Annotated in this window: 17 protein-coding genes; 14 read left to right on the top strand and 3 right to left on the bottom strand. The window is 43.7% G+C overall.

Annotation, left to right across the window (positions count from 1 at the left end; genetic code table 11):
* Positions 1 to 32 precede the first annotated feature (32 nt).
* The 11 genes from CGB83_RS09805 to CGB83_RS09755 all read left to right on the top strand — a co-directional run bounded on the left by CGB83_RS09805 (position 33) and on the right by CGB83_RS09755 (position 16,120).
* Positions 33 to 1,622 (top strand): T9SS type A sorting domain-containing protein, encoded by a 1,590-nt coding sequence (locus tag CGB83_RS09805; RefSeq protein WP_157761394.1) that lies wholly within the window; start codon positions 33 to 35, stop codon positions 1,620 to 1,622.
* Positions 1,623 to 2,081: 459 nt separating this feature from the next.
* Positions 2,082 to 5,903 (top strand): DNA-directed RNA polymerase subunit beta, encoded by a 3,822-nt coding sequence (rpoB, locus tag CGB83_RS09800; protein ID WP_100075639.1) that lies wholly within the window; start codon positions 2,082 to 2,084, stop codon positions 5,901 to 5,903.
* 84 nt (positions 5,904 to 5,987) lie between these two features.
* Positions 5,988 to 10,253, top strand: coding sequence for a DNA-directed RNA polymerase subunit beta' (gene rpoC, locus CGB83_RS09795; protein ID WP_100075638.1), 4,266 nt, complete (start codon positions 5,988 to 5,990; stop codon positions 10,251 to 10,253).
* 106 nt (positions 10,254 to 10,359) lie between these two features.
* The gene (locus tag CGB83_RS09790; RefSeq protein WP_034685220.1) at positions 10,360 to 10,668 is read left to right on the top strand and encodes a DUF3467 domain-containing protein; all 309 of its coding nucleotides are present in this window, start codon (positions 10,360 to 10,362) and stop codon (positions 10,666 to 10,668) included.
* A gap of 211 nt (positions 10,669 to 10,879) precedes the next feature.
* Positions 10,880 to 11,533: a Crp/Fnr family transcriptional regulator gene (locus CGB83_RS09785; protein WP_100075637.1), complete on the top strand. Its 654-nt coding sequence runs from the start codon at positions 10,880 to 10,882 to the stop codon at positions 11,531 to 11,533.
* 114 nt (positions 11,534 to 11,647) lie between these two features.
* Positions 11,648 to 12,490 carry a DUF5777 family beta-barrel protein gene (locus CGB83_RS09780; protein ID WP_100075636.1) on the top strand — a complete coding sequence of 281 codons (843 nt, stop codon included), beginning with the start codon at positions 11,648 to 11,650 and terminating at the stop codon, positions 12,488 to 12,490.
* 1 nt (position 12,491) lies between these two features.
* Positions 12,492 to 12,833, top strand: coding sequence for a hypothetical protein (locus CGB83_RS09775; RefSeq protein WP_100075635.1), 342 nt, complete (start codon positions 12,492 to 12,494; stop codon positions 12,831 to 12,833).
* 11 nt (positions 12,834 to 12,844) lie between these two features.
* Positions 12,845 to 13,390 carry a YceI family protein gene (locus CGB83_RS09770; protein ID WP_100075634.1) on the top strand — a complete coding sequence of 182 codons (546 nt, stop codon included), beginning with the start codon at positions 12,845 to 12,847 and terminating at the stop codon, positions 13,388 to 13,390.
* On the top strand, positions 13,387 to 13,908 hold the full coding sequence (locus CGB83_RS09765) for an ankyrin repeat domain-containing protein (protein WP_100075633.1): 522 nt from the start codon (positions 13,387 to 13,389) through the stop codon (positions 13,906 to 13,908). The genes CGB83_RS09770 and CGB83_RS09765 overlap by 4 nt, the downstream gene beginning before the upstream one ends.
* A 3-nt stretch (positions 13,909 to 13,911) precedes the next feature.
* On the top strand, positions 13,912 to 14,685 hold the full coding sequence (locus CGB83_RS09760) for a T9SS type A sorting domain-containing protein (protein ID WP_100075632.1): 774 nt from the start codon (positions 13,912 to 13,914) through the stop codon (positions 14,683 to 14,685).
* 160 nt (positions 14,686 to 14,845) lie between these two features.
* Complete coding sequence (locus tag CGB83_RS09755) at positions 14,846 to 16,120, top strand: alkaline phosphatase family protein (RefSeq protein WP_100075631.1); 1,275 nt, start codon at positions 14,846 to 14,848, stop codon at positions 16,118 to 16,120.
* Positions 16,121 to 16,221: 101 nt separating this feature from the next.
* Here the strand turns inward: CGB83_RS09755 and CGB83_RS09750 are convergent, their stop codons facing one another.
* The gene (locus tag CGB83_RS09750; RefSeq protein ID WP_100075630.1) at positions 16,222 to 17,103 is read right to left on the bottom strand and encodes an NAD(P)H-binding protein; all 882 of its coding nucleotides are present in this window, start codon (positions 17,101 to 17,103) and stop codon (positions 16,222 to 16,224) included.
* A gap of 81 nt (positions 17,104 to 17,184) precedes the next feature.
* On the opposite strand from CGB83_RS09750, the gene CGB83_RS09745 reads away from it, so the two are divergent.
* The gene (locus tag CGB83_RS09745; RefSeq protein WP_100077562.1) at positions 17,185 to 17,544 is read left to right on the top strand and encodes a winged helix-turn-helix transcriptional regulator; all 360 of its coding nucleotides are present in this window, start codon (positions 17,185 to 17,187) and stop codon (positions 17,542 to 17,544) included.
* 36 nt (positions 17,545 to 17,580) lie between these two features.
* On the opposite strand, the gene CGB83_RS09740 is transcribed toward CGB83_RS09745, so the two are convergent.
* Complete coding sequence (locus tag CGB83_RS09740) at positions 17,581 to 18,642, bottom strand: NAD(P)-dependent alcohol dehydrogenase (protein WP_100075629.1); 1,062 nt, start codon at positions 18,640 to 18,642, stop codon at positions 17,581 to 17,583.
* Between the two features lie 286 nt (positions 18,643 to 18,928).
* Here CGB83_RS09740 and CGB83_RS09735 point away from each other — a divergent pair, with 286 nt between their 5' ends.
* The gene (locus CGB83_RS09735) at positions 18,929 to 19,837 is read left to right on the top strand and encodes a helix-turn-helix domain-containing protein (protein WP_100075628.1); all 909 of its coding nucleotides are present in this window, start codon (positions 18,929 to 18,931) and stop codon (positions 19,835 to 19,837) included.
* 48 nt (positions 19,838 to 19,885) lie between these two features.
* The gene (locus tag CGB83_RS09730) at positions 19,886 to 21,223 is read left to right on the top strand and encodes a carboxylesterase family protein (RefSeq protein WP_100075627.1); all 1,338 of its coding nucleotides are present in this window, start codon (positions 19,886 to 19,888) and stop codon (positions 21,221 to 21,223) included.
* A gap of 128 nt (positions 21,224 to 21,351) precedes the next feature.
* On the opposite strand, the gene CGB83_RS09725 is transcribed toward CGB83_RS09730, so the two are convergent.
* Positions 21,352 to 22,824 carry an alpha-amylase gene (locus CGB83_RS09725; RefSeq protein WP_100077561.1) on the bottom strand — a complete coding sequence of 491 codons (1,473 nt, stop codon included), beginning with the start codon at positions 22,822 to 22,824 and terminating at the stop codon, positions 21,352 to 21,354.
* Positions 22,825 to 22,829 lie beyond the last annotated feature (5 nt).

Below are 22,829 nucleotides of genomic sequence, written 5' to 3'. Positions count from 1 at the left end.
TTACCACGACCAAGCCGTTTAATGAAGTGCGTTTGAAAATAACCCAGACGGCCGGTGTCAATTTTGGGGCGCTGAAAGTATATTATGCCTTTGAAGAGCCTGTAACCTGCGAATGTAATGATAAGATCCAGACCAGTGGTTCCGCTATTACAGGAAATATTGTGACCGGGAACAACTGGACATCAGGACCTGGCTTTTTAGGAATTATCGTAGCGAAACTGACCAACCCGGAAGCTATTGTGGACAATAACCCGTCCAATTATGCAACGGCTACTGTGCCGGCAGCCTCCCTGTTCAGTATTTTCTCCGCATATGCTACCGTGAGTACCAGCACCATGCTGCCTGCCAATACGTATGCCGGATTCACGCTTGAAAAAGCAGGGAACCTGATCGGGATCAGTGTTTTAGAAAATATTACGGTGACTTTTTACAACGGCAATACCGTGACGGAAACCTTTACCGGTGCCGGAAGCCTTTTCAGCGGAAACTTCTTTACTGTAGATTCCAATAAGTTTTATGTAGGCGGGAAGTCAACCAAGCCTTTTAACAGGATGAAGATTACGTTTAAGAGTGGAAGTGCACTGCGTATTCCTCAGAGTTACAATATCTACAATGCTTTTGCGAGCCGGGATGATGACAATGACGGTGTTCCGAACTGCTTTGATCAGTGCCCGAACGGCAATGACAGCATTGATAACAACGGAAATGGTATCCCGGATTGTGCTGAAGGCTGTACAGTGGTCAGTGACAAGTCTCCGGTTCTGGATACCGATGGAGACGGAATTGTAGATGCCTGCGACCTGGATTCCGATAACGATGGTATTCCGGATTCAATAGAGGATGCGGACGCAAATGGAAAATATGAAGATGATGATGCGGAAGGAGATATTTTGCTGGTTCCTGTGCTTGGCGATTCCGTTCCGAACTACCGTGACCTGGATTCCGATAATGACGGTATACTGGATCTGTTTGAAGCAGGCATTCCTGTTTCGGTTATCGATCAGATCGATGCAGACCGTAATGGTGTTATTGATGCTAATGTAGCCGTAGGTCAAAACGGTATTGCTGATATCCTGGAAACATCTCCGGATTCAGGCATAATGAAGTATCCGATTAAAAATACAGATGGAGACGATAAGCCGGACTTCCTGGATCTTACTTCCAACGGTTCAGATTATGATCTGTATGCAATCGGTAAGAGTGATCTCGATGATCTTGGCGGCGGATTTATTTCCAGGATCAATGATCAGGATAAAGATGGCATCCAGGCTGTGGTAGATACAGATCTTGTACAGAGAGGTGCACCGGATTCTCCGCTGTCTCCTTATGCAGTACAGGCTAAAAATGCCCAGATGAAGACATCCAAAGCTCTGGATGCAGGTGTCACTGCAGCAGCTGATGATATTAAGATTTACCCTAACCCGGTAAGATCCGGTGAAAGCCTTACCATAAGATCTCAGCAGCAAGGAACATATAGTGTGTTCTCCGCTCAGGGGCAGCTGATTAAGAGCGGCCAGTTCAAAGGCAATGTGGAAATTGCCAATGCTTTGCCTGCGGGACTTTATATCATTAAGGTAGAAACCCGATCAGCCGTAAAATCCTATAAAGTGCTGGTGAAATAAGACCATATATTCAGTATGTATAATTGATATGCAAAAGCCATCCGGAAAGGATGGCTTTTGTCGTATTTGGTCATTAACTAACTTTAACTTCTTTATATTGAAGTACTTTGTTTGTGTATCCTGAAAATATTTTGTATCTTTGCTAACTCTTTTGGCGCGAATAATTGATTGTAAACCTTTAAAATACTAACACCCAGACTCTTTCATTAAGATGGAAGGGCTTTCGTATTTATGGTTGCAGGATATTACAGCTTCAAAAGTAATAAAAATATTTTGCATTACGCTGTGAAAAGATATACCAGTGTTGCAGTTAGAAAGAACCGATGCAAAGTAAACAGCCTAAGGTTTTCTGTGAGCGCCAAAAACACTTTTGCCTTAATTGCTTGAACCTTGCTTTCCGTTCTTTTCTGATATTTTTTAATGAATCAAAATATTTTTTAACCCTTTCTTAAAAGTTTTATGAGTAAAACAAAAACAACAACTCAGGGAAATCCGAGAATCAATTTCTCATCAGCGAAAGGAAAAATTATCACTCCGGACTTCCTGGACATCCAGATCGAGTCTTTTAAAGAGTTTTTCCAGCTGGATACCCTTCCTGAAGACAGGAGAAGTGAAGGTCTTTACAAGACTTTTCAGGAAAACTTCCCTATTACAGATTCCAGAAACCAGTTTGTACTGGAGTTCCTGGATTACCTGGTAGATTCACCACGATATTCCATCGACGAATGTGTGGAAAGAGGACTGACATATTCAGTGCCTTTGAAAGCAAGACTTAAATTATATTGTACAGACCCTGAGCACGAAGATTTTCAGACCGTGGTGCAGGATGTATATTTAGGACCGGTTCCTTACATGACGCCTAGTGGTTCTTTCATCATCAATGGTGCTGAGAGGGTTATCGTTACGCAGTTACACCGTTCACCTGGTGTATTCTTCGGACAGACCTACCACGCTAACGGAACCAAATTATACTATTCAAGAATCATTCCTTTTAAAGGATCTTGGATGGAATTCACTACCGATATCAACAGCGTAATGTACGCGTATATCGACCGTAAGAAAAAATTACCTTTAACTACTTTACTAAGAGCGATCGGTTATGAATCTGATAAGGATATCCTTCAGATCTTCGACCTTGCTGAAGAAGTGAAAGTTTCTAAAGCTGCCCTGAAAAAAGTAGAAGGAAGAACATTGGCTGCGAGAGTACTGAACACATGGTTCGAAGACTTTGTAGACGAAGATACAGGGGAGGTGGTTTCTATCGAAAGAAACGAAATCATCTTAGACAGGGAAACTATTCTTGAAAAAGAACATCTTGACCTGATCCTGGATGCCGGTGTGAAGTCAATCCTGATTCACAAAGAAAACAGCAATGAATTCTCTATTATCCAGAATACATTACAGAAAGACCCTACCAACTCTGAAAAAGAAGCGGTAGAATATATCTACCGTCAGTTAAGAAATGCAGATCCGCCAGATGAGGAAACGGCAAGAGGAATCATTGAGAAATTATTCTTCTCCGAGCAGAGATACTCATTAGGGGAAGTAGGACGTTACCGACTGAATAAAAAATTAAGTCTGAACATTCCTACAACGACTGAAGTTCTTACCAAAGAAGATATCATCGCAATTGTAAGACACCTGATCGAGCTGGTAAATTCAAAAACTGACGTTGATGATATTGACCACTTATCCAACAGGAGAATTAAGACTGTAGGTGAGCAATTGGCAGGACAGTTTGGTGTAGGTCTTTCAAGAATTGCAAGAACCATCAAGGAAAGAATGAACGTTAGAGATAACGAAATCTTTACTCCGCTGGATCTTGTTAATGCGAAGACATTAACATCGGTGATCAACTCGTTCTTTGGGACCAACCAGCTTTCTCAGTTCATGGACCAAACCAATCCGCTTTCAGAAATCACGCACAAGCGTAGACTTTCTGCACTGGGACCTGGTGGTTTATCAAGAGAAAGAGCAGGTTTCGAGGTACGTGACGTTCACCATACCCACTATGGAAGAATTTGTCCGATTGAAACTCCGGAAGGACCAAACATCGGTTTGATCTCTTCATTAGGGATTTATGCAAAAATCAACAGACTTGGTTTCATCGAAACTCCATACAGGAAAGTAGAAAACAGCAAAATCGATCTTAATTCTGATCCAATCTATCTGAATGCAGAGGACGAAGAAGAGAAAGTAATTGCTCAGGCAAACGTTGAGCTGAGCGATAACGGTGAATTCGAAACAGACAGGATCATTGCAAGGCTGGATGGTGACTATCCGGTAGTAGAGCCTAGCCAGGTTGACCTTATCGACGTAGCACCGAACCAGATCTCCGGTATTTCCGCTTCATTGATTCCGTTCCTGGAACATGATGATGCGAACCGTGCATTGATGGGATCCAACATGATGCGTCAGGCCGTTCCGTTATTGAAGCCACAGGCTCCGATCGTAGGTACAGGGCTTGAGCAGCAGGTGGCAAGGGATTCAAGAATCCTGATCAATGCTGAAGGTACCGGTACCGTAGAGTATGTGGATGCCGATAAGATCACGATTAAATATGAAAGAAGCGAAGATGAGGATTTAGTACAGTTCGAATCTGCTACCAAAACATATAACCTGACCAAGTTCAGAAAAACCAACCAGAGTACTACCATTACCCTGAGACCAAACGTTAGAGTAGGTGATGTGGTAGAAAAAGGACAGGTGCTTTGCGACGGGTATGCTACTGAAAAAGGAGAGCTGGCCCTGGGTAGAAACCTTGTGGTTGCGTTCATGCCTTGGAAAGGATACAACTTCGAGGATGCGATCGTAATCAACGAAAAAGTTGTTCGTGAAGACTGGTTTACTTCCATCCACGTAGATGAATATTCTCTTGAGGTTCGTGATACCAAATTAGGTATGGAAGAACTGACTGCGGATATTCCTAACGTTTCCGAAGAAGCAACCAAAGATCTTGATGAGAACGGTATGATCAGAATCGGTGCTGAAGTGAAGCCTGGAGACATCATGATCGGTAAGATCACTCCGAAAGGGGAATCTGACCCGACTCCTGAAGAAAAACTTCTTAGAGCGATCTTCGGTGACAAAGCCGGTGACGTGAAAGATGCTTCATTGAAAGCTGACTCTTCACTGAGAGGGGTGGTGATCAATAAAAAGCTGTTCTCCAGAAATATCAAAGATAAAAAGAAGAGAACTGAAGAAAAACTGAAGCTTGAAGAAATTGAAAATACCTACAAAGCTAAGTTTGATGATCTGAGAAACACGTTAATTGAAAAATTAAATACGCTGGTAAGCGGTAAAACTTCTCAGGGTGTGAAAAATGACCTTGATGAGGAGATCATCGGTAAAGGAGTGAAATTCACACACAAGTTACTGACTTCAGTTGAAGATTACGTCAATGTAAGCGGTTCAGACTGGACGGTTGATGCGGATAAAAACGAATTGATCAAACAGCTGATCCACAACTATAAAATTAAGTTTAACGACATTCAGGGAGTTAAAAACCGTGAGAAGTTCGCGATTTCCATCGGGGATGAGTTACCTGCAGGAATCATGAAGCTGGCTAAAGTTTACATCGCTAAGAAACGTAAACTGAATGTTGGGGATAAAATGGCAGGACGTCACGGTAACAAAGGTATCGTTTCAAGAATCGTTCGTGAAGAAGATATGCCGTTCCTGGAAGACGGAACACCGGTAGACATCGTACTGAACCCGCTTGGGGTACCTTCCCGTATGAACATCGGACAGATCTACGAAACCGTTTTAGGATGGGCAGGTCAGAAGCTGGGAATGAAGTTTGCAACGCCGATCTTTGACGGGGCAACGCTTGATCAGATTACTGAATATACTGAAAAGGCAGGTCTTCCTCAGTTCGGACATACGTATCTGTATGACGGAGGTACCGGAGAGAGGTTTACTCAGGCAGCTACCGTAGGGATTATCTATATGCTGAAGCTGGGTCACATGGTTGATGATAAGATGCACGCACGTTCTATCGGTCCGTATTCATTGATTACGCAGCAGCCGTTAGGAGGTAAGGCACAGTTCGGAGGTCAGAGATTCGGAGAGATGGAGGTTTGGGCCCTTGAAGCATTCGGTGCGTCCAACATCCTTAGGGAAATCCTTACCGTGAAGTCGGATGACGTAATTGGAAGAGCCAAAACTTACGAAGCGATCGCAAAAGGGGAAGCAATGCCTGAACCAGGTATTCCGGAATCCTTCAACGTATTGCTCCACGAGTTACAAGGTCTTGGATTAGACGTAAGACTAGAGGAATAATTTTAAATTTTAAATTATAAATGCTGAATGGAAACATTCGGAAACTAATCTAAAATCTAAAATCTAAAATTTAAAATCTAACAAATGTCAAATAAAAATAAATCAAGTAGATTTAATAAAATTTCAATCGGTTTGGCCTCACCCGAATCCATTCTTCAGGAATCGAGAGGGGAGGTTTTAAAACCTGAAACCATAAACTACAGAACGCACAAGCCTGAAAGAGACGGGTTATTCTGTGAAAAAATCTTCGGTCCTGTAAAGGATTATGAGTGTGCCTGTGGTAAATACAAGAGGATCCGTTACAAAGGGATCGTTTGTGACCGTTGTGGAGTGGAAGTTACTGAGAAAAAGGTAAGAAGAGAAAGGATCGGGCACATCAACCTTGTCGTTCCTATCGCACACATCTGGTATTTCCGTTCTTTACCGAACAAGATCGGGTACCTTTTAGGATTGCCTTCCAAAAAGCTGGATATGATCATCTACTACGAAAGATATGTGGTGATCCAGCAGGGTATTGCTAAAAAACTGGACGGTTCTGATTTTGAGGACATGGAATTCCTTACTGAAGAAGAGTACCTGGATATCATGGAAACCCTTCCGGTAGAAAACCAGTATCTTGATGATTCAGATCCGAACAAATTCATCGCCAGAATGGGTGCTGAAGCTGTGGAAGACCTTTTGAAAAGAATCGATCTTGATGCCCTGTCTTTCGATTTAAGGCACAAAGCACACAACGAAGGTTCAAAACAAAGAAGGACTGAAGCATTAAAAAGACTGAACGTTGTAGAAGCATTGAGAGGTGCCAATACAAGAATGATCAATAAGCCTGAGTGGATGATCATGCGTGTGCTTCCTGTAATCCCGCCGGAACTGAGACCATTGGTTCCTTTGGATGGAGGACGTTTCGCAACTTCTGACCTTAATGACCTTTACAGAAGGGTGATTATCAGGAATAACCGTCTTAAGAGACTGTTAGAGATCAAAGCTCCGGAAGTAATCCTGAGAAACGAGAAGCGTATGCTTCAGGAATCTGTAGATTCATTATTCGATAACACCAGAAAATCTTCTGCTGTAAAATCTGAATCCAACAGACCGCTGAAATCCCTTTCGGATTCATTAAAAGGTAAGCAGGGACGTTTCCGTCAGAACTTGTTAGGAAAAAGGGTAGACTACTCTGCGCGTTCGGTAATTGTTGTAGGTCCAAACTTACAGCTGCACGAATGCGGTATCCCTAAAGACATGGCAGCGGAACTGTACAAACCGTTCATCATCAGAAAACTGATTGAAAGAGGAATTGTAAAAACCGTAAAATCAGCTAAGAGAATCATCGACAGGAAAGAGCCTGTAGTATATGATATCCTTGAAAATGTGATGAAAGGCCACCCGGTTCTTCTGAACAGGGCACCTACACTTCACAGACTGGGGATCCAGGCATTCCAGCCTAAAATGATCGAAGGGAAAGCGATCCAGCTTCACCCGTTGGTAACCACGGCATTCAACGCGGATTTCGATGGTGACCAGATGGCGGTACACTTACCACTGGGCCCTGAAGCGATCCTTGAAGCACAGTTACTGATGTTAGGTTCTCAGAACATCCTTAACCCGGCGAACGGTTCCCCAATTACGGTACCTTCTCAGGACATGGTTCTTGGTCTTTATTTCATGACCAAAGAAGCCAGCTCTACGGATGATTACAAAGTAAAAGGTGAAGGCCTTGCATTCTATTCTCCGGAAGAAGCGGAAATCGCTTATGCAGAAGGAAGAGTATCTTTAAATGCTAAGGTAAGATGCCGACTGCCGGTTAAAGAAGACGGAGAACTCGTAACAAGATTAATTGAAACTTCTGTTGGTAGAATCCTGTTCAACCAGATTGTACCTAAGAAAGTAGGCTATATCAATGAGCTTCTTACCAAGAAGTCATTAAGAAACGTTATCGGTAAAATCCTTGCAGATACAGACTTCCCTACTACAGTGAAGTTCCTGGATGATATGAAGAACCTTGGGTATTCCAATGCATTCAAAGGAGGTCTTTCCTTCTCACTGGGTGATATTGTGGTACCGGTAGAGAAAAAGCAGATGATTGCCCAGGCGGTAGAGAATGTGGATGAGATCAGAGCCAACTATAACATGGGTCTTATCACCGATACGGAACGTTACAACCAGGTAATCGACGTTTGGACGAACACCAACGCCGGATTGACTGAAATGATCATGAGCAGGATGAAATCCGATCAGGGTGGATTCAACTCAGTGTATATGATGCTTGATTCCGGGGCGAGGGGTTCAAAAGAACAGATCCGTCAGTTATCCGGAATGAGGGGATTGATGGCAAAACCGCAGAAAGCCGGATCTACCGGAGCAGAGATCATCGAGAACCCGATTGTAGCAAACTTTAAAGAAGGTCTTTCGATCCTTGAGTACTTCATCTCCACCCACGGTGCTCGTAAAGGTCTTGCGGATACCGCTCTTAAGACGGCGGATGCCGGTTACCTGACGAGAAGGCTGGTAGATGTTGCACAGGATGTTATCGTTACCGATAACGACTGTGGTACGCTAAGAGGAACAGAAGTTACCGCTCTTAAAAAGAATGACGAGATCGTTGAGAAAATCTCTGAAAGAATTTTAGGTAGGGTATCCCTTCACAACATCTATGACCCTGAAACTGACGAGCTGATTGCTGAAGCAGATCAGGTAATCATTGAAGCGGTTGCGAAAAGAATCGAGGAAGCAGGTCTGGAAGCCGTTGAAGTACGTTCTCCATTAACCTGTGAAGCGAAAAAAGGAATCTGTGCAAAATGTTACGGTAGAAACCTGGCCACAGGTAAAATGATCCATATGGGTGAAGCGGTAGGAGTAATTGCTGCACAATCCATCGGGGAACCGGGTACACAGCTTACGCTGAGAACCTTCCACCAGGGGGGTACTGCAGGAAACGTATCTGAGAACCCATCCATCATAGCCAGAAGAGACGGTATCGTTGAAATGGATGAAGTAAGGACCATTACTTCTGAAGATGAAAACGGAAACACTGCTGAGGTAGTGGTATCGCGTTCAACAGAATTCAGGTTGGTTGCGGATAACGAAGCAAGAACTCCATTAATGGTAGCCAACGTTCCTTACGGTTCCGTATTGGCAGTGAAGCCGGGTGATAAAGTGAAGAAGGGAGATGTAATCTGTAAGTGGGATCCGTATAACGCGGTAATCATTGCAGAGACATCCGGTAAGGTAGAATACGAGGACATCATCCAGGGTATTTCCTTCCAGCTGGAAATCGATGAACAAACCGGTTTCGAAGAGAAAGTTATTTCTGAATCCAGAAATAAGAAAGCCGTTCCTACCTTAAGAGTAGTAGATTCTAAAGGAGTGGAGCAGAAATCATACAACTTACCGGTAGGTGCCCACTTGATGGTTAATGACGGTGAGAAGATCAAAGCAGGAAAAATCCTGATCAAGATCCCTAGAAAATCTGCAAAAGCAGGGGATATTACAGGGGGTCTTCCAAGAGTTACCGAATTGTTCGAAGCAAGAAACCCTTCCAATCCGGCAGTGGTTACTGAAATCGACGGGGTAGTATCGTACGGTAAAATCAAGAGAGGTAACCGTGAATTGATCGTTGAGGCCAAAACAGGGGAAAGAAAGATTTACCTGGTAAAACTTTCCAACCAGATCCTGGTTCAGGAGAATGACTTCGTGAGAGCTGGTTCACCACTTTCTGACGGATCCATTACTCCGGATGATATCTTAAGAATCAAAGGCCCTACAGCGGTTCAGGAATACCTGGTGAATGAAATTCAGGAAGTATACCGTCTTCAGGGGGTAAAAATTGACGACAAGCACTTTGAAATCATCGTAAGACAGATGATGACCAAAGTATCGATCGTTGACGGTGGAGACACCCAGTTCCTTGAAGGAGCCCTTGAGCATAAATACGACTTCCTGGAAGAAAATAACAGGGTATTCGGACTGAAGGTCGTAGTAGAGGCAGGAGACTCCAAAGTATTCAAGCCGGGTCAGATGATCACGGCAAGAGAACTGAGAGACGAAAACTCGAAACTGAAGCGTGAAGACCAGGCTTTGGTTGAAGTAAGAGAAGCTTTGCCTGCTACGGCGACACCTGTATTACAGGGGATCACGAGAGCAGCACTTCAGACGAAGTCTTTCATGTCTGCAGCATCCTTCCAGGAAACCACAAAAGTGCTTAACGAAGCAGCGGTTGCCGGTAAGGTAGATGAACTGAACGGTCTTAAGGAAAATGTAATTGTAGGGCACAGAATCCCTGCAGGTACAGGTCTTAAGGAATACCAGAACGTCATCGTAGGCTCCAGAAAAGAATTCGAAGATATTAACTAAAATATAGAAATTGGAAGTCAGACTTAAAAATTAGAATTGTACATTTGCAATCGAAGTTTTTAATCTGACTTCTAAAATCTAACATCTAAAAAAATTTAAAAAAGACATGGACAATCAAAATCAAAACCCACAGGACGGGAACATTAACATTGAACTGAACGAAATGGTAGCAGCTGGAATCTATGCTAACTTAGCATTGGTAAACCACTCTCCGTCTGAATTCGTTGTAGACTTCATCCAGTTAATGCCGGGGGTTCAGCAGGCGAAAGTAAGATCAAGAGTGATCCTTGCTCCGCTTCACGCTAAAAGAGTATTAAGCGCTCTTCAGCAGAACATCGCTAACTACGAGCAGCAATTCGGAGAAATCAAAGAAGTTGAGCCTTTCGTATTGGGAGGTAACAACGTACAAGCTTAAGATTTCCCATACATACATAGGAATACCCTGGTTTTGCCGGGGTATTTTATTTTAGGATGAATGACTATGATACTGAGCAGTTTCAAATGTCAAAAAATAATATGAAAAACTTTAATCTTTATTTTTTTAAAGATGAATAATTTTAATAGATTAAAAAAATAGCCTATCGATTATACAATTCCATATCTTTGCCGGTAGATTGATAAAGGATATGATGAATAATAAATTTATTCTTAATAAATTCGGCTTTATGGGTGCTGAATTCTTAAAGGAGATTGATCAGCATGCTGTAATCGTTAATGTTAAAGCGAAAACAGAAATAGTAAGAGAAGGGCAGAAGAATAAATTCATTCCTTTTCTCATTAAAGGCTCAGTGAGGGTTTTCACTCTTAATGACGGCCGGGAACTGGTCTATTATTATATCAGGAACAGTGACAGCTGTATGATGACTTTCACATCCATCTTTACGGACTACGTCAGCCGCGTATATGCTGTAGCCGAAGAAGATTCTGAGATTATGCTCATCCCCGTTTCCGTTATCCACGAATGGCTGATCCGTTTTCCTGAAATCAACCGTGTATTCTACCATGAATATGACAAAAGGTTTTCCGACGTGATGAACATGGTCAATGATGCCGTATTCCACAGGCTGGATAAACGAGTGCTCAATTATATCCGCCAGCAGATTTCGCTCACCGGAAATAACCCCGTAAAATTGACTCACCGCGAAATTGCCAGTAACCTTGGAACTTCGAGGGAAGTGGTGAGCAGGGTGCTGAAGAAAATTGAAAATGAAGGTGAAATTCTTCAGACCAAAGCAGGCATCAAGGTACCGGTGAATGACGGAATAAGCCTGATCCAGTAGAAACTCTCCTGTATATAGCGTTTATTGATAAAAACTATTTGCCCGGTGACTTTTATCACACAATTCTGAACCTTTATCTTTCTAAGTTTGTCCTACAAAATTTATTTGATTTGTATGACAAAAGTGTTCTTATTTTTGTCGGTATTCGCTTCAACATTTGCCTTTTCACAGGAAGATTTGCTTAAGGATATCGACACCGCTGCTACCCGTCAGGATACATCACAGCCCGCATTCAAAGGGTTGCAGATCGTCACGGGACAATCTACAAAACTTACGGCTAAAAATGAATGGTATATTGTAGTAGCCCACCGTTTCGGAGACCTGAGTACCGGGTTTAAAAACTTTTTCGGCCTTGATGATGCTTCTACGAAATTAGGAGCCATCTATGGGATTACAGACCGTATTTCTGTCAGCCTGTCACGCGAGACCAATATGAAAACATTTGAAGGAGCGGTAAAATACCAGGTGGCCAGACAAAACGAACATTTTCCTGTGGATGTTGTAGGGTATAACGTATGGGCCGTCAATACGGACATGAATAAGGACAGGTATCCTCACCTCCGTTTCAGCGACCGTTCTTCCTATCTTACCCAGGCTTTGATTTCAAGAAGGTTCAATGATAACTTCTCTCTGCAGCTCAGCCCTTCCTATGTTCACAAAAACCTTTACGATCCGTCCATAGAAAACAACAACCAGTTCCTTACAGGTCTTGGCGGACGGTATAAAATTTCCAAAAGGGTATCTATCAATGCGGAATACTTCGTGAATTTCGACTCACACAGTTTTTACAAGAATCCCTTATCCCTGGGAATGGATATTGAAACCGGAGGACACGTTTTCCAGCTGCTGCTGACCAATTCACAGCTCAATTCCGATATAGGATACCTGTCCAATGCCACCGGCAACTGGGGGAAAGGGCATATTTTTTTCGGGTTTAACCTTTACAGAGTTTTTTAGCATGAAAAAGTTTATATATATACTGCCGGTTCTGGCCTTTCTTACTTCATGTGAAAGCAGGACTTATGAAGAAATTTCGGACAATACCCCTATTACTGCTGTAATCCGGTATAATGCCGATATCAAGCCGATCATAGAGAGCAACTGCATATCCTGCCATTCGGCGGCCAGCTCATTTCCGCTGGCTACCTATGCACAGGCAAAAAATAATATTGAAGTGATCCTGAACCGCATCCAGCGACCGACCGGCGATCCGCTGAAAATGCCTCAGGGAGGTTCCCTGTCTGCCGCACAGATCAATATGTTCATGAAATGGAAGGCGGACGGACTTTTAGAAAACTAACAGAATAAAATATGAAAAAGCTAATTTTAATAGGCAGTGTGGTACTGTTCTCGGGTGTTGTATCAGCACAGAAATACAGCTCTAAATCAGGAAAGGTAACCTTTGAAGCCTCAGTACCGATGTTTGAAGACATCTTCGCACAGGATAATACCAATGTGGTCATCCTCAATGCGGATACAGGGGATATCGCTTCCGTGTCCATGGTGAAAAACTTCCACTTCAAAACGAAACTGATGGAAGAGCATTTCAATGAAAACTATGCTGAAACCGGGAAGTATCCTAAATCCGTCTTTACCGGAAAGATCATGAATTTTGATAAGTCAAGGCTGACTGCTTCCCCTCAGAAATATACCATTCAGGGTAAAATGAATTTTCACGGGGTTGAACGCCCGGTAACTTCTACGGCAACTGTATCCGCCAAAGACGGTAAGATCTTTGTCCAGGGCGGATTTGTTGCCAGGCCTGCGGATTATAATGTAACCATCCCGAAGATGGTCACCAAGAAGATTGCTGAAAATGTAAATGTGCAGTATAATTATACCCTGGTAAAACAATGAAAAAGATACTAGCGGCATTTTTTGTTTTGATCACGCTTACGTTTGTTTCTGCCCAGGAAAAGTCTGTTTATGATGTGGCCAGGAGCGGTACCGTGGCTGAGGTGAAAGCACTGATGAAAAAAAATCCTGACATCATTAACCAGCCTAATGAAAGCGGCTTTTCGCCCTTGATCCTGGCCTGTTACAGGGGCAATGTTGATGTGGCTAATTTTTTGATTGACAACGTGAAAGACGTTAATTATAAAAGCAAAGAGGGGACAGCCCTATCAGGGATGTCGGTAAAATACAACAAAGAACTGGTACAGTATATCCTCAATAAAAATGCAGACCCTAATATTGCTGATGCCACAGGGGCCACGCCGCTATTTTGGGCGGTAAAATTCGGCAATAAAGAACTCGTGGAGCTGCTACTTCAGCATAAGGCGGATAAAACCATCAAAGATGAAATGGGAATGACGCCTTTTGAGTATGCGCTCCAGACCAACAATCAGGACATTATTAATCTTTTAAAAAATTAAATTATGAAAAAACTTTTACTGGCTTTATCGATTGCTGCGGCTACATCGTTAAGTGCGCAATCTTTTTCTACCGGAACCGTAACGCTCGGGTCTTCCGGTATGACCGTGAAGATGGTTACTTCTTCCACCAACGTTACCTTAACCCTTACCGGAACTGCAACAGGGTATCTGGGACTTGGTTTCGGAGGTACAGGAAACAGTGGAGGAATGGTTTCAGGAGTTGACGGATTTATCTATAACTCAAATTCCACCACAAATTCCAACCTGGATTACACCTTCGCAGGTATAGGGGCAACGCCTAATGCAGATCCATCCCAGGACTGGACAATCACATCCAATACCACTACCGGCGGGGTGAGAACTATTGTGGCCACAAGATCCCTGGCCGGGGGTTCCGGTGATACGGCTTTTACCAATTCCAACAGTTCCATCAATATCTTTTATGCCGTAGGACCAAGCCTAACGCTGCAGAATAATTACCATTCATCCAGAGGCTATGCTGTTTTAACGAGGAATTCCGTTCTTGGAACCAATGATATCGCAACGGAAAACAAAGCGATTGCATTATATCCGAATCCTGCCAGAGAAACAGTGAACTTTAAAAATGCAGATAAAATAAAATCTGTGGATATTTATGAAACAACGGGAAGAAAATTGAAATCCGTTGAACTGAAGTCCAGCGAGCTTACTATTGCGGATCTGAGTGCAGGGACTTATTACCTGGAATTACAGCTGAAAGACGGAACCAAAGCTTATGAGAAATTAATCAAAGAATAACAGTACGAGAAGCTGTTTTTTGCAGCGTACTTTTATATCAAAGCTGATTCATAGCTGAATCAGCTTTTTTATATGAAGATAATCAGGCATTTAATGTTTTTTTAATCCCGGCTGTTTCGGTTTGCAGCGCACAGTCTTTACCTTTGCATAAATTTATAGTATGAAGAAAGGAATGCTGCTTTTTATGCTGATGCTGTCTGTAAGCCTATGGGCACAGAAAGGGGAAGTGGATACAGCCCAGATCGTAGTTGCCGGCAGGCACAATACTGCTGTGGCAGAGGCAAAGCCTTATGTAATCATGATCTCCGCAGACGGTTTCCGGTATGATTATGCCCGGAAATACCAGGCAGAAAACCTTCTGAAGCTTTCCTCACAGGGGATTAAGGCAGAGGCAATGATCCCGGGATATCCCAGCATTACCTTTCCCAATCACTGGAGCCTGATGACAGGGCTTTACCCTGCCCACCACGGATTGATCGATAATTATTTCTATGATTATACCAGAAGAGAGCCTTATGCCAAGAGCAACAGGAAAAATGCTGAAGACGGCAGCTGGTACGGCGGGATTCCTTTATGGGGCCTGGCTGAGAAGCAGGGAGTGCTGTCAGCTTCCATGATGTGGGTAGGTTCTGCAAGTGACGCAGGCGGGACAAGGCCGACGTACTATTATCCTTACCACGAAAAGTTCAGTCCACAGGAAAAAGTGGATAAAGTGATCAGCTGGCTAAAACTGCCGGATGACCGGAGGCCGCATTTTATTTCCCTGTATTTTCCTGAGGTGGATGCAGCAGGCCACCATTACGGTCCGGATTCAAAGCAAACGGAAGATGCGGTGCAACTGGTTGATAAGGCAGTTGGAAGCCTGGTGCAAAAAGTACGGGAGACCGGATTGAAGAATGTCAATTTCGTCTTTGTCTCAGACCACGGTATGATTGGAGTCAATGCAGAACACCCGCTGGAAATCCCGGGGATGCTGATGGATAAGGCAAGGTTTGATTACTATAACTCAGAAGTCCTGCTGAGCGTACACGTCAAAAATCCGGCAGAGGTGAAATCCGTTTACAAGGCTCTGAAAGCTGCAAAAACAGATAATTACGAAGTCTACCTGGATAAAAAACTTCCTCGGTACCTCCATTTTGCTGAAAGAGATGACCGCTATCACCGGATCGGGCAGATCCTGCTCCTTCCTAAATCTCCTGAGATCTTCCTGGAAAAAGGCAGGACAACAACAGTGGGAAAACACGGGTATGATCCGAAGACAACCCCTGAAATGAAAGCGACATTTTTCGCATGGGGACCGGAATTTAAACAGGGAATGACAGTAAAGGAATTCAGCAATGTGAATGTCTATCCGCTGGTAGCGGAACTTTTAAACCTGAACATCAGCCAGCCGGTTGACGGGAACATTAAGGTGTTGCGGAAAACACTGAAATAATTCTTGTGTCATTTCAATTAGTGATAGTATTGATTGCTAATTTAAGCAGGATGGATAATAGAGTTTCGGCGCGCCAGAGGCGCGCCGAAACTCTTCCTTTATTATTTATTAAACCTTTCTGCAAATTCCCGTGCAAAATCTTCCAGCCTGATTCCACCGCTTACTGGCGCACCATATTGAATAAAATCCTTCTGTACCACACCGTTTCTGATCCCTCTTCCCATTTCTTCATACAGCTTGGCCATTTCCTCCGGAAGTCCTGCCTGGAGCATTCCGTCAAAAGCTTCTTTGTCCGTAAATTCAATCCAGGGCAGTGAAGGAGTGCCGATTGATGATCCCAGTACCGTAGCAAAATCGCCGGCTTCACGGTAATCGCTGACTATATACCGAACCGCTTTATCCGGTGAATTCCGCACCAGTTCTTCAGCCGCAGCTTTAGCAATATCAGTGGGGTGTACCAACGGAATCTTAACGTCCGCAGGATAATTTCCGCCTATAATTCCGGCATTTTTAATCATGGGAATATCATTGAACAAATTGATGTAAAAGTAACCGGCCCGTAGAAAAGCAGCCGATGCATTCAGCTCCCGGTAGGTATTTTCGATATGGTGAAGACCGGCAATAGGACCATTCTCTACCGGTGAATCCGCACCTACACTGCTGAGCATGACGATACGCGGAACATGAGCCGCTGAAATCGCTTCCGCGTAGCTTTTTCCTGTGTTAATGGTGTTTTCAATAATGTTTTGCGTGCCCAGCATAGGCGGGGTCATCAGGAAGGCAGAGTCTGCTCCTCTAAACGTTTCTGTAAGAAAGGGTACATCTGAGATAGATCCTATGGCGGCCCTGGCTCCCAGGTTTTCTATTTCAGGTTTTCTGTCTGCATGGCTGCTGATCACGGTAAGTTCATGACCTTCCGATACCAGTTGCTGTACTAACGGCCTGGCTACATTGCCTAAAGAACCTGTAACAATAATTTTCATAATAAATAGGTTTTGTTTCTGAAAACAAAGGTATATTTGTACTTACTTTTTTACAAGTACTTACCCTAAAGTATGTATGATATGACAGCCATTAAAGAAAATTCCACCATTCAGGAAAACAGGAAAGATATGCTTGACCAATGCCCGGTGATGTATGTCATGGAAAAGATATCCGGATTCTGGAAGCCGATTATTCTGTTCCAGCTTTCCACAGGGGAGAAGAGGTATAGTGAACTTAAAAAAGCCATTCCTAAGGTCACCGAAAAAATGCTGATCCAGCACCTGAAGCAGTTAGAAGCTGATGGGCTGATTATCAGGACGGCAAGGCCTGTGGTGCCGCCCCATGTAACCTGTGAACTGAGTGAAGCCGGCAAAAAGCTGTCTCCCGTTATCGATGCGATGGTCGACTGGGCTTATGAGGACATGAAAAATCTTCAGTAAAATAAAAAATGCCCTTCGGGTGAAGAGCATTCTGTATTAATTCTGAAGGGACTGCATGTCAATGACAAAACGGTATTTGACGTCGCTTTTCAGCATTCTTTCGTAAGCGGTATTAATATCCTGCATTTTGATGATTTCAATATCGGAAACAATATTGTGCTCACCACAGAAATCAAGCAATTCCTGAGTTTCCGCAATGCCGCCGATCAGTGATCCTGCAATGGAACGACGCTGGAAGATCATGGGTACAGAGCTCGGCTTGACCTCCTCAAACTGTCCTACAAAGCCCACCAGGACTAAAGTACCGTTCAGGGTCAGCGTCTGCATATAAGGGTTGACATCATGTTCATAAGGAACCGTATCAATGATCAGGTCAAATTTTCCGGCTACGGATTTCATGTCTTCCTCATGGGTGGAAATCACGATATGGTCTGCGCCAAGCCTTTTGGCATCCTCAGACTTTCCCAGTGTCCTTGAAAAAAGAGTCACTTCCGCACCCAGCCCTTTTGCTAATTTGATCGCCATATGTCCCAGTCCGCCTAATCCTACTACAGCAACCTTCGAATCCGGACCTGCATTCCAGTGCCTTAACGGTGACCATGTGGTGATTCCTGCGCAAAGCAGTGGTGCTACCGCGGCAAGATCCAGGTTTTCAGGAACTTTCAGTACGAAATGCTCGTCTACCACCACTTTTTGAGAATATCCCCCAAATGTATGTCCGCCAAGATGTTTGTCCTTTCCGTTATACGTTCCGGTAAAACCGTTGATGCAATATTGCTCCAGGTCCTGCTTACAGCTGTCGCAGGTTCTGCATGAATCTACCATGCATCCTACTGCTGCAAGATCGCCTACTTTGAGCTTGGACACTTCGCTGCCTACTGCAGTTACCCTTCCTACGATTTCATGGCCGGGAACTACCGGATATTGTGAGCCTCCCCAGTCATTCCGCACAGTATGGAGATCCGAATGGCAAACCCCGCAGTACAGGATTTCAATTTCGATATCGCTGGCCGTCACCGTTCTTCTGTCAATGTTCATTTCCTTCAGGTCTGCAGTGGTGGATTCTGCACCATACGCTTTTACAGTAAATGTATCCATGTAATTTTTTATATTTAGTTATGTTGTACACTATTCAGAGAAATCTGATGATTTAAGGTTAAGATCATGAGTATTCAAAATATATACCTAACCGATTCATTAAAAGAAACTTCTGCTGTTAAATGATTTTCTTTAAGTAAAATTTTAATACTTTTAGATACTTACAAAAATCAATACTTTTCAGTGAAAATGACTTATACAGATTACAGAATAATGTACCAGTTTTACCGTTGGTATCCTGTCTGCAAATGAAATCGTATTTTTGATCAGCAATAAAGCAAAGCATATGAACAGTCAGGAAGTTGAGGTGATCAGCAGTGTTTCGGAGTACAATGCACTGATGCGGCATGAAACGCTTCATCCGCTGGTAAGTATCGTCGATTTTTCAAAATGTGGTCCGGTAAGCCAGTACAGGAGAACCTATGGGTTTTACACGGTATTTCTTAAAGATGTCGTTTGTGGGGATCTGCATTACGGAAAACACAGCTATGATTATCAGGAAGGGACATTGGTATTTATAGCGCCCGGGCAGGTCTATGGGCTTGTTAATGACGGAAGCCCGATTCAGCCGGCCGGTTATGCGCTGATCTTTCATCCTGACCTGATCAAAGGTACGCATCTTGGGAAAAACATCGGCGAATATAATTTTTTCTCTTATGATGTCCATGAAGCCCTTCACCTCTCGGAAAAAGAACGGCAGGTGGTACTCGAATGCTTCAGGAATATCAAACTTGAGCTGGAACAGTCCATTGACAAGCACAGCAAGGCTTTAATAGTGAGCAATATCGAACTTTTCCTTAACTACTGCATGCGCTTTTACGACCGGCAGTTTGCCACCCGCGACCATGTCAACCAGGGAGTTATAGGAAAATTCGAAACCCTTCTGGTGGATTACCTGAAATCGGATAAACCCAAAAGCATCGGATTTCCTATGGTAAGCTATTTTGCCGGGAAGCTTCACCTGTCTGCCAACTATTTCGGAGACCTTATCAAAAAGGAACTCGGAATTTCAGCCCAGGAATACATCCATAATACACTGATCAGTATTGCCCAGGAACAGATGGCAGATACGCAAAAGCCGATCAGCGAAATTTCTTACGGCCTCGGTTTCAGGTATCCGCAGCATTTTACAAGGCTGTTCAAAAGTAAAGTCGGTATTTCACCCAGCCAGTATAAAGTTTTGCACCATCTATAAAACCTGATTTCCATAATTATCCTATCTTTATAGGAAGAGCAGAATACAGTGAAGAATCAGACAGTCAGCCTCCATACATTCGATACGCCATTCGGAAAGATACCTGCCCTGAAGGAAAACGGGATTATCAGAGCGGCAAGCATCCGGTATGCCCGTTCAGAACGGTTTAAAATGCCTGTTCCGTTACAGTATACAGAAACAGAATCAGTTCCGGATAAAACGCCTGTCTGTCCCCAAAACATCAGCCCGCTGCTGGAAAGGCTGATCGGCAGCACAGATCCGGAAAAGTTTGAGGTTGATGAATCACCCCAGTTTTTGACGGTTACCCGTCCTGAAGCCTTTTCAGGAAATGAGAGTCTACCGGTAATCGTATGGATTCACGGAGGTTCCTATGAAATAGGATGCGGAGATCTGCCTACTTCCGATCCTGCTGCCTGGGTGAAAGAGCAGGACGTCATCGTCGTCTCCGTTTCTTACCGTTTGGGCCTGTTCGGGTTTCTTGGCGGTGATGAAAGCCGTCCGGCGAACTTAGGCCTGTTTGATATGATTGAAGCTCTGAAATGGATCAGGAAGTATATATCTTTTTTTGGTGGTGATCCGGGAAACATCAGTCTTTTCGGACAGTCTTCAGGCGGTGATGCGGTCGCGCACCTGATGATTTCCGAAGGTACTGAAAATCTTTTCAGGAGGGTGATTATTCACAGTGCCCCTTTAGGGTTCAGGCACAAAAGGCAAAAGATGTCTGCTGAATTTTTCAGAAATACCGCATTTCTTAAGGACGAAAAAGAAGTACTGAAAATGACGGAGCAATACACGAAATTCCTGCCTTCTACATTACGGTACGGACTTAAATCCGCCATGCCGTTCTGCCTGCAATACGGCTATGCTCCTCTATGCGCAGAAAAAGACAGCCTTGCCATGTGGAGAAAAAATGCCCGTCAATATGATGTACTGATCGGTTCCAATCATGATGAAACATCATTCTATGTTAAAACCGCTGAAAAAGGAATCTATACTTATCTTCCGGAGCGCATCCTCGACAGGATTGTCCGGAGCACTACAGTATCCATTTATGAAAAGCCTGCCCGTATATTCGCAGAAAATTATGCACAGGGCGGAGGAAATATATATACGTTCAGGATTCATTCAAAAATTAAAAATAATCCAGTCGGAGCATCGCACTGTGTTGACCTGCCGCTGATTTTTGAAAACCGGGAGGCTTGGAAGCATTCTGAATTACTGAAAGATATTCCCTGGGAACACATCCGGGAGAATGGAAGGAAACTCCGGGCCTTGTGGGCTGAATTTGCCCGCACCGGACGTATCAGCAATGACTCTGAGCGGCCTGAAATCCTGGAACTACACAAAGTTCCGCCCGGAGCCTGAGGTTATCCGGAAATTACAGGTAAGAATAAAAAAATCACTCCGTAGAAATCTTTTATAGTTGAACCTGTTAAAGCACAGCAACATCAGACTTCTGCGGAGTAACCGTATGAATGAATATGTAATTTTATTTATTCAGCAATCCAGACGCTGACGTTTCCTGCCGGAACAGGAAATGTTCCCCAGCCGTTTTCATCAATCGTTACTTTATCTTCCGTCCTTCCCAAGACATCATAAAAAGTCTGCCCGATATACCGTTCACCCATTTCCATAGGTTTTTCATAGGCGTCTTTATTGCTCAGCACTACGGCACAGCCAGAATGTTCATCATCGCCTTCTCGTACCCAGCCTAAGCAGTTGGCATCTTCAAAATAATCCCTTTGTTCACCATAGGCATTGTCTTTCCGTACTTTAAGCATTTCCTCAATACCATCCACTTTATTCAGGAATATTTCCTGGTCGTTGCCTTCTTTGTCTTTATCTACATAATGGGCACCATAAAGATCAGGATAGAAAACGCATGGGTATCCGTCCTGCCTCAGCAAGATCAGTGCGTAGGCCAGAGGCTTGAACCATTCTTCCACCGGAGCTTCCAGGTCCTGTAACGGCTGCGTATCATGGTTGTCTACCAGGGTAACGGAGTGCAGGGGATCTTCTTTGGTCAGCGTTTCATCAAAAATCCGCCTGAGGTCATAGGTATTGCCTTCAACGGAGGCATTATGTAGATTATGGTGCAGCGAGCTGTCGAAGAGGCTCATGCATCCTTCGGTGGCCTCAATGTATTTGCGGAGCAGCGGCAGGCGCCCGGGAGCCCAGTATTCACCTACTGCAAAAATATTTTTGCCGGAATTGGACCGCAGTAAAGTCAGCCATTCCTTATAAAAATCATAGGAGATATGTTTTACGGCATCCAGACGGACCCCGTCAAAATCAGTCTGCTCAAAATACCATTTTGCCCAATAATTAAGCTCTTCGCGTACGTGGGGATTCCTGTGCTCAATATCATTGAACATGAGGTAGTCGTAATTTCCTTTTTCATCTCCGATCATTTCTTCCCAGGTGTCCCCGTATTCGGATTTGATCTTATAAATATGCGACTCCATGCCTTCTGCATAGTCTACACCGCTAAAACAGGTAAAGTTCCATTCAAAATCAGAGTATTTTTTATTTCTTCCCGGAAAGGTAAATTTTGTATACGATTGTATTTCAAATTCATCCGAGATAATTTTATCCCGGTCATTCTCATCGACCTTAACGACAGGAAAAGTTTCCAGTTCGTCTCCGCCCCCTTTATGGTTGAGCACGATATCCACAATGATCTGGATATTGTGTTCCTTCAGTGTTTTAATGGCGGCCAGGTATTCATCCTTGGTTCCGTATTTGGTAGGCACGGTATCTTTCTGGTCAAATTCTCCCAGATCAAAGAGGTCATACGTATCGTATCCGATAGAGTACCCGCCGCTTGCGCCTTTGTATGCCGGTGGAAACCACACGGAGGTAATTCCCAGTTCTGCTAAATGTTGTGCTTCTTCTTGTGCCTGTTTCCACAGTTTTCCACCCTGTTCTGTATACCAGTGGAAATATTGGATCATCGTTTGATTCATAAATT

The sequence above is a fragment of the Chryseobacterium camelliae genome, assembly GCF_002770595.1.
GTDB lineage: Bacteria > Bacteroidota > Bacteroidia > Flavobacteriales > Weeksellaceae > Chryseobacterium > Chryseobacterium camelliae.
The sequence above is the reverse complement of the archived record's forward strand: the minus strand, read 5'-3'. Positions and strand labels throughout refer to the sequence as shown.

Excerpts from the sequence above, each read along its gene's own strand:
- rpoB (WP_100075639.1), top strand. The coding sequence starts at position 2,082 with ATGAGTAAAACAAAAACAACAACTCAGGGAAATCCGAGAATCAATTTC.
- rpoC (WP_100075638.1), top strand. The coding sequence starts at position 5,988 with ATGTCAAATAAAAATAAATCAAGTAGATTTAATAAAATTTCAATCGGT.
- CGB83_RS09790 (WP_034685220.1), top strand. The coding sequence starts at position 10,360 with ATGGACAATCAAAATCAAAACCCACAGGACGGGAACATTAACATTGAA.
- CGB83_RS09785 (WP_100075637.1), top strand. The coding sequence starts at position 10,880 with ATGATGAATAATAAATTTATTCTTAATAAATTCGGCTTTATGGGTGCT.
- CGB83_RS09780 (WP_100075636.1), top strand. The coding sequence starts at position 11,648 with ATGACAAAAGTGTTCTTATTTTTGTCGGTATTCGCTTCAACATTTGCC.
- CGB83_RS09775 (WP_100075635.1), top strand. The coding sequence starts at position 12,492 with ATGAAAAAGTTTATATATATACTGCCGGTTCTGGCCTTTCTTACTTCA.
- CGB83_RS09770 (WP_100075634.1), top strand. The coding sequence starts at position 12,845 with ATGAAAAAGCTAATTTTAATAGGCAGTGTGGTACTGTTCTCGGGTGTT.
- CGB83_RS09765 (WP_100075633.1), top strand. The coding sequence starts at position 13,387 with ATGAAAAAGATACTAGCGGCATTTTTTGTTTTGATCACGCTTACGTTT.
- CGB83_RS09760 (WP_100075632.1), top strand. The coding sequence starts at position 13,912 with ATGAAAAAACTTTTACTGGCTTTATCGATTGCTGCGGCTACATCGTTA.
- CGB83_RS09755 (WP_100075631.1), top strand. The coding sequence starts at position 14,846 with ATGAAGAAAGGAATGCTGCTTTTTATGCTGATGCTGTCTGTAAGCCTA.
- CGB83_RS09750 (WP_100075630.1), bottom strand. The coding sequence starts at position 17,103 with ATGAAAATTATTGTTACAGGTTCTTTAGGCAATGTAGCCAGGCCGTTA.
- CGB83_RS09745 (WP_100077562.1), top strand. The coding sequence starts at position 17,185 with ATGACAGCCATTAAAGAAAATTCCACCATTCAGGAAAACAGGAAAGAT.
- CGB83_RS09740 (WP_100075629.1), bottom strand. The coding sequence starts at position 18,642 with ATGGATACATTTACTGTAAAAGCGTATGGTGCAGAATCCACCACTGCA.
- CGB83_RS09735 (WP_100075628.1), top strand. The coding sequence starts at position 18,929 with ATGAACAGTCAGGAAGTTGAGGTGATCAGCAGTGTTTCGGAGTACAAT.
- CGB83_RS09725 (WP_100077561.1), bottom strand. The coding sequence starts at position 22,824 with ATGAATCAAACGATGATCCAATATTTCCACTGGTATACAGAACAGGGT.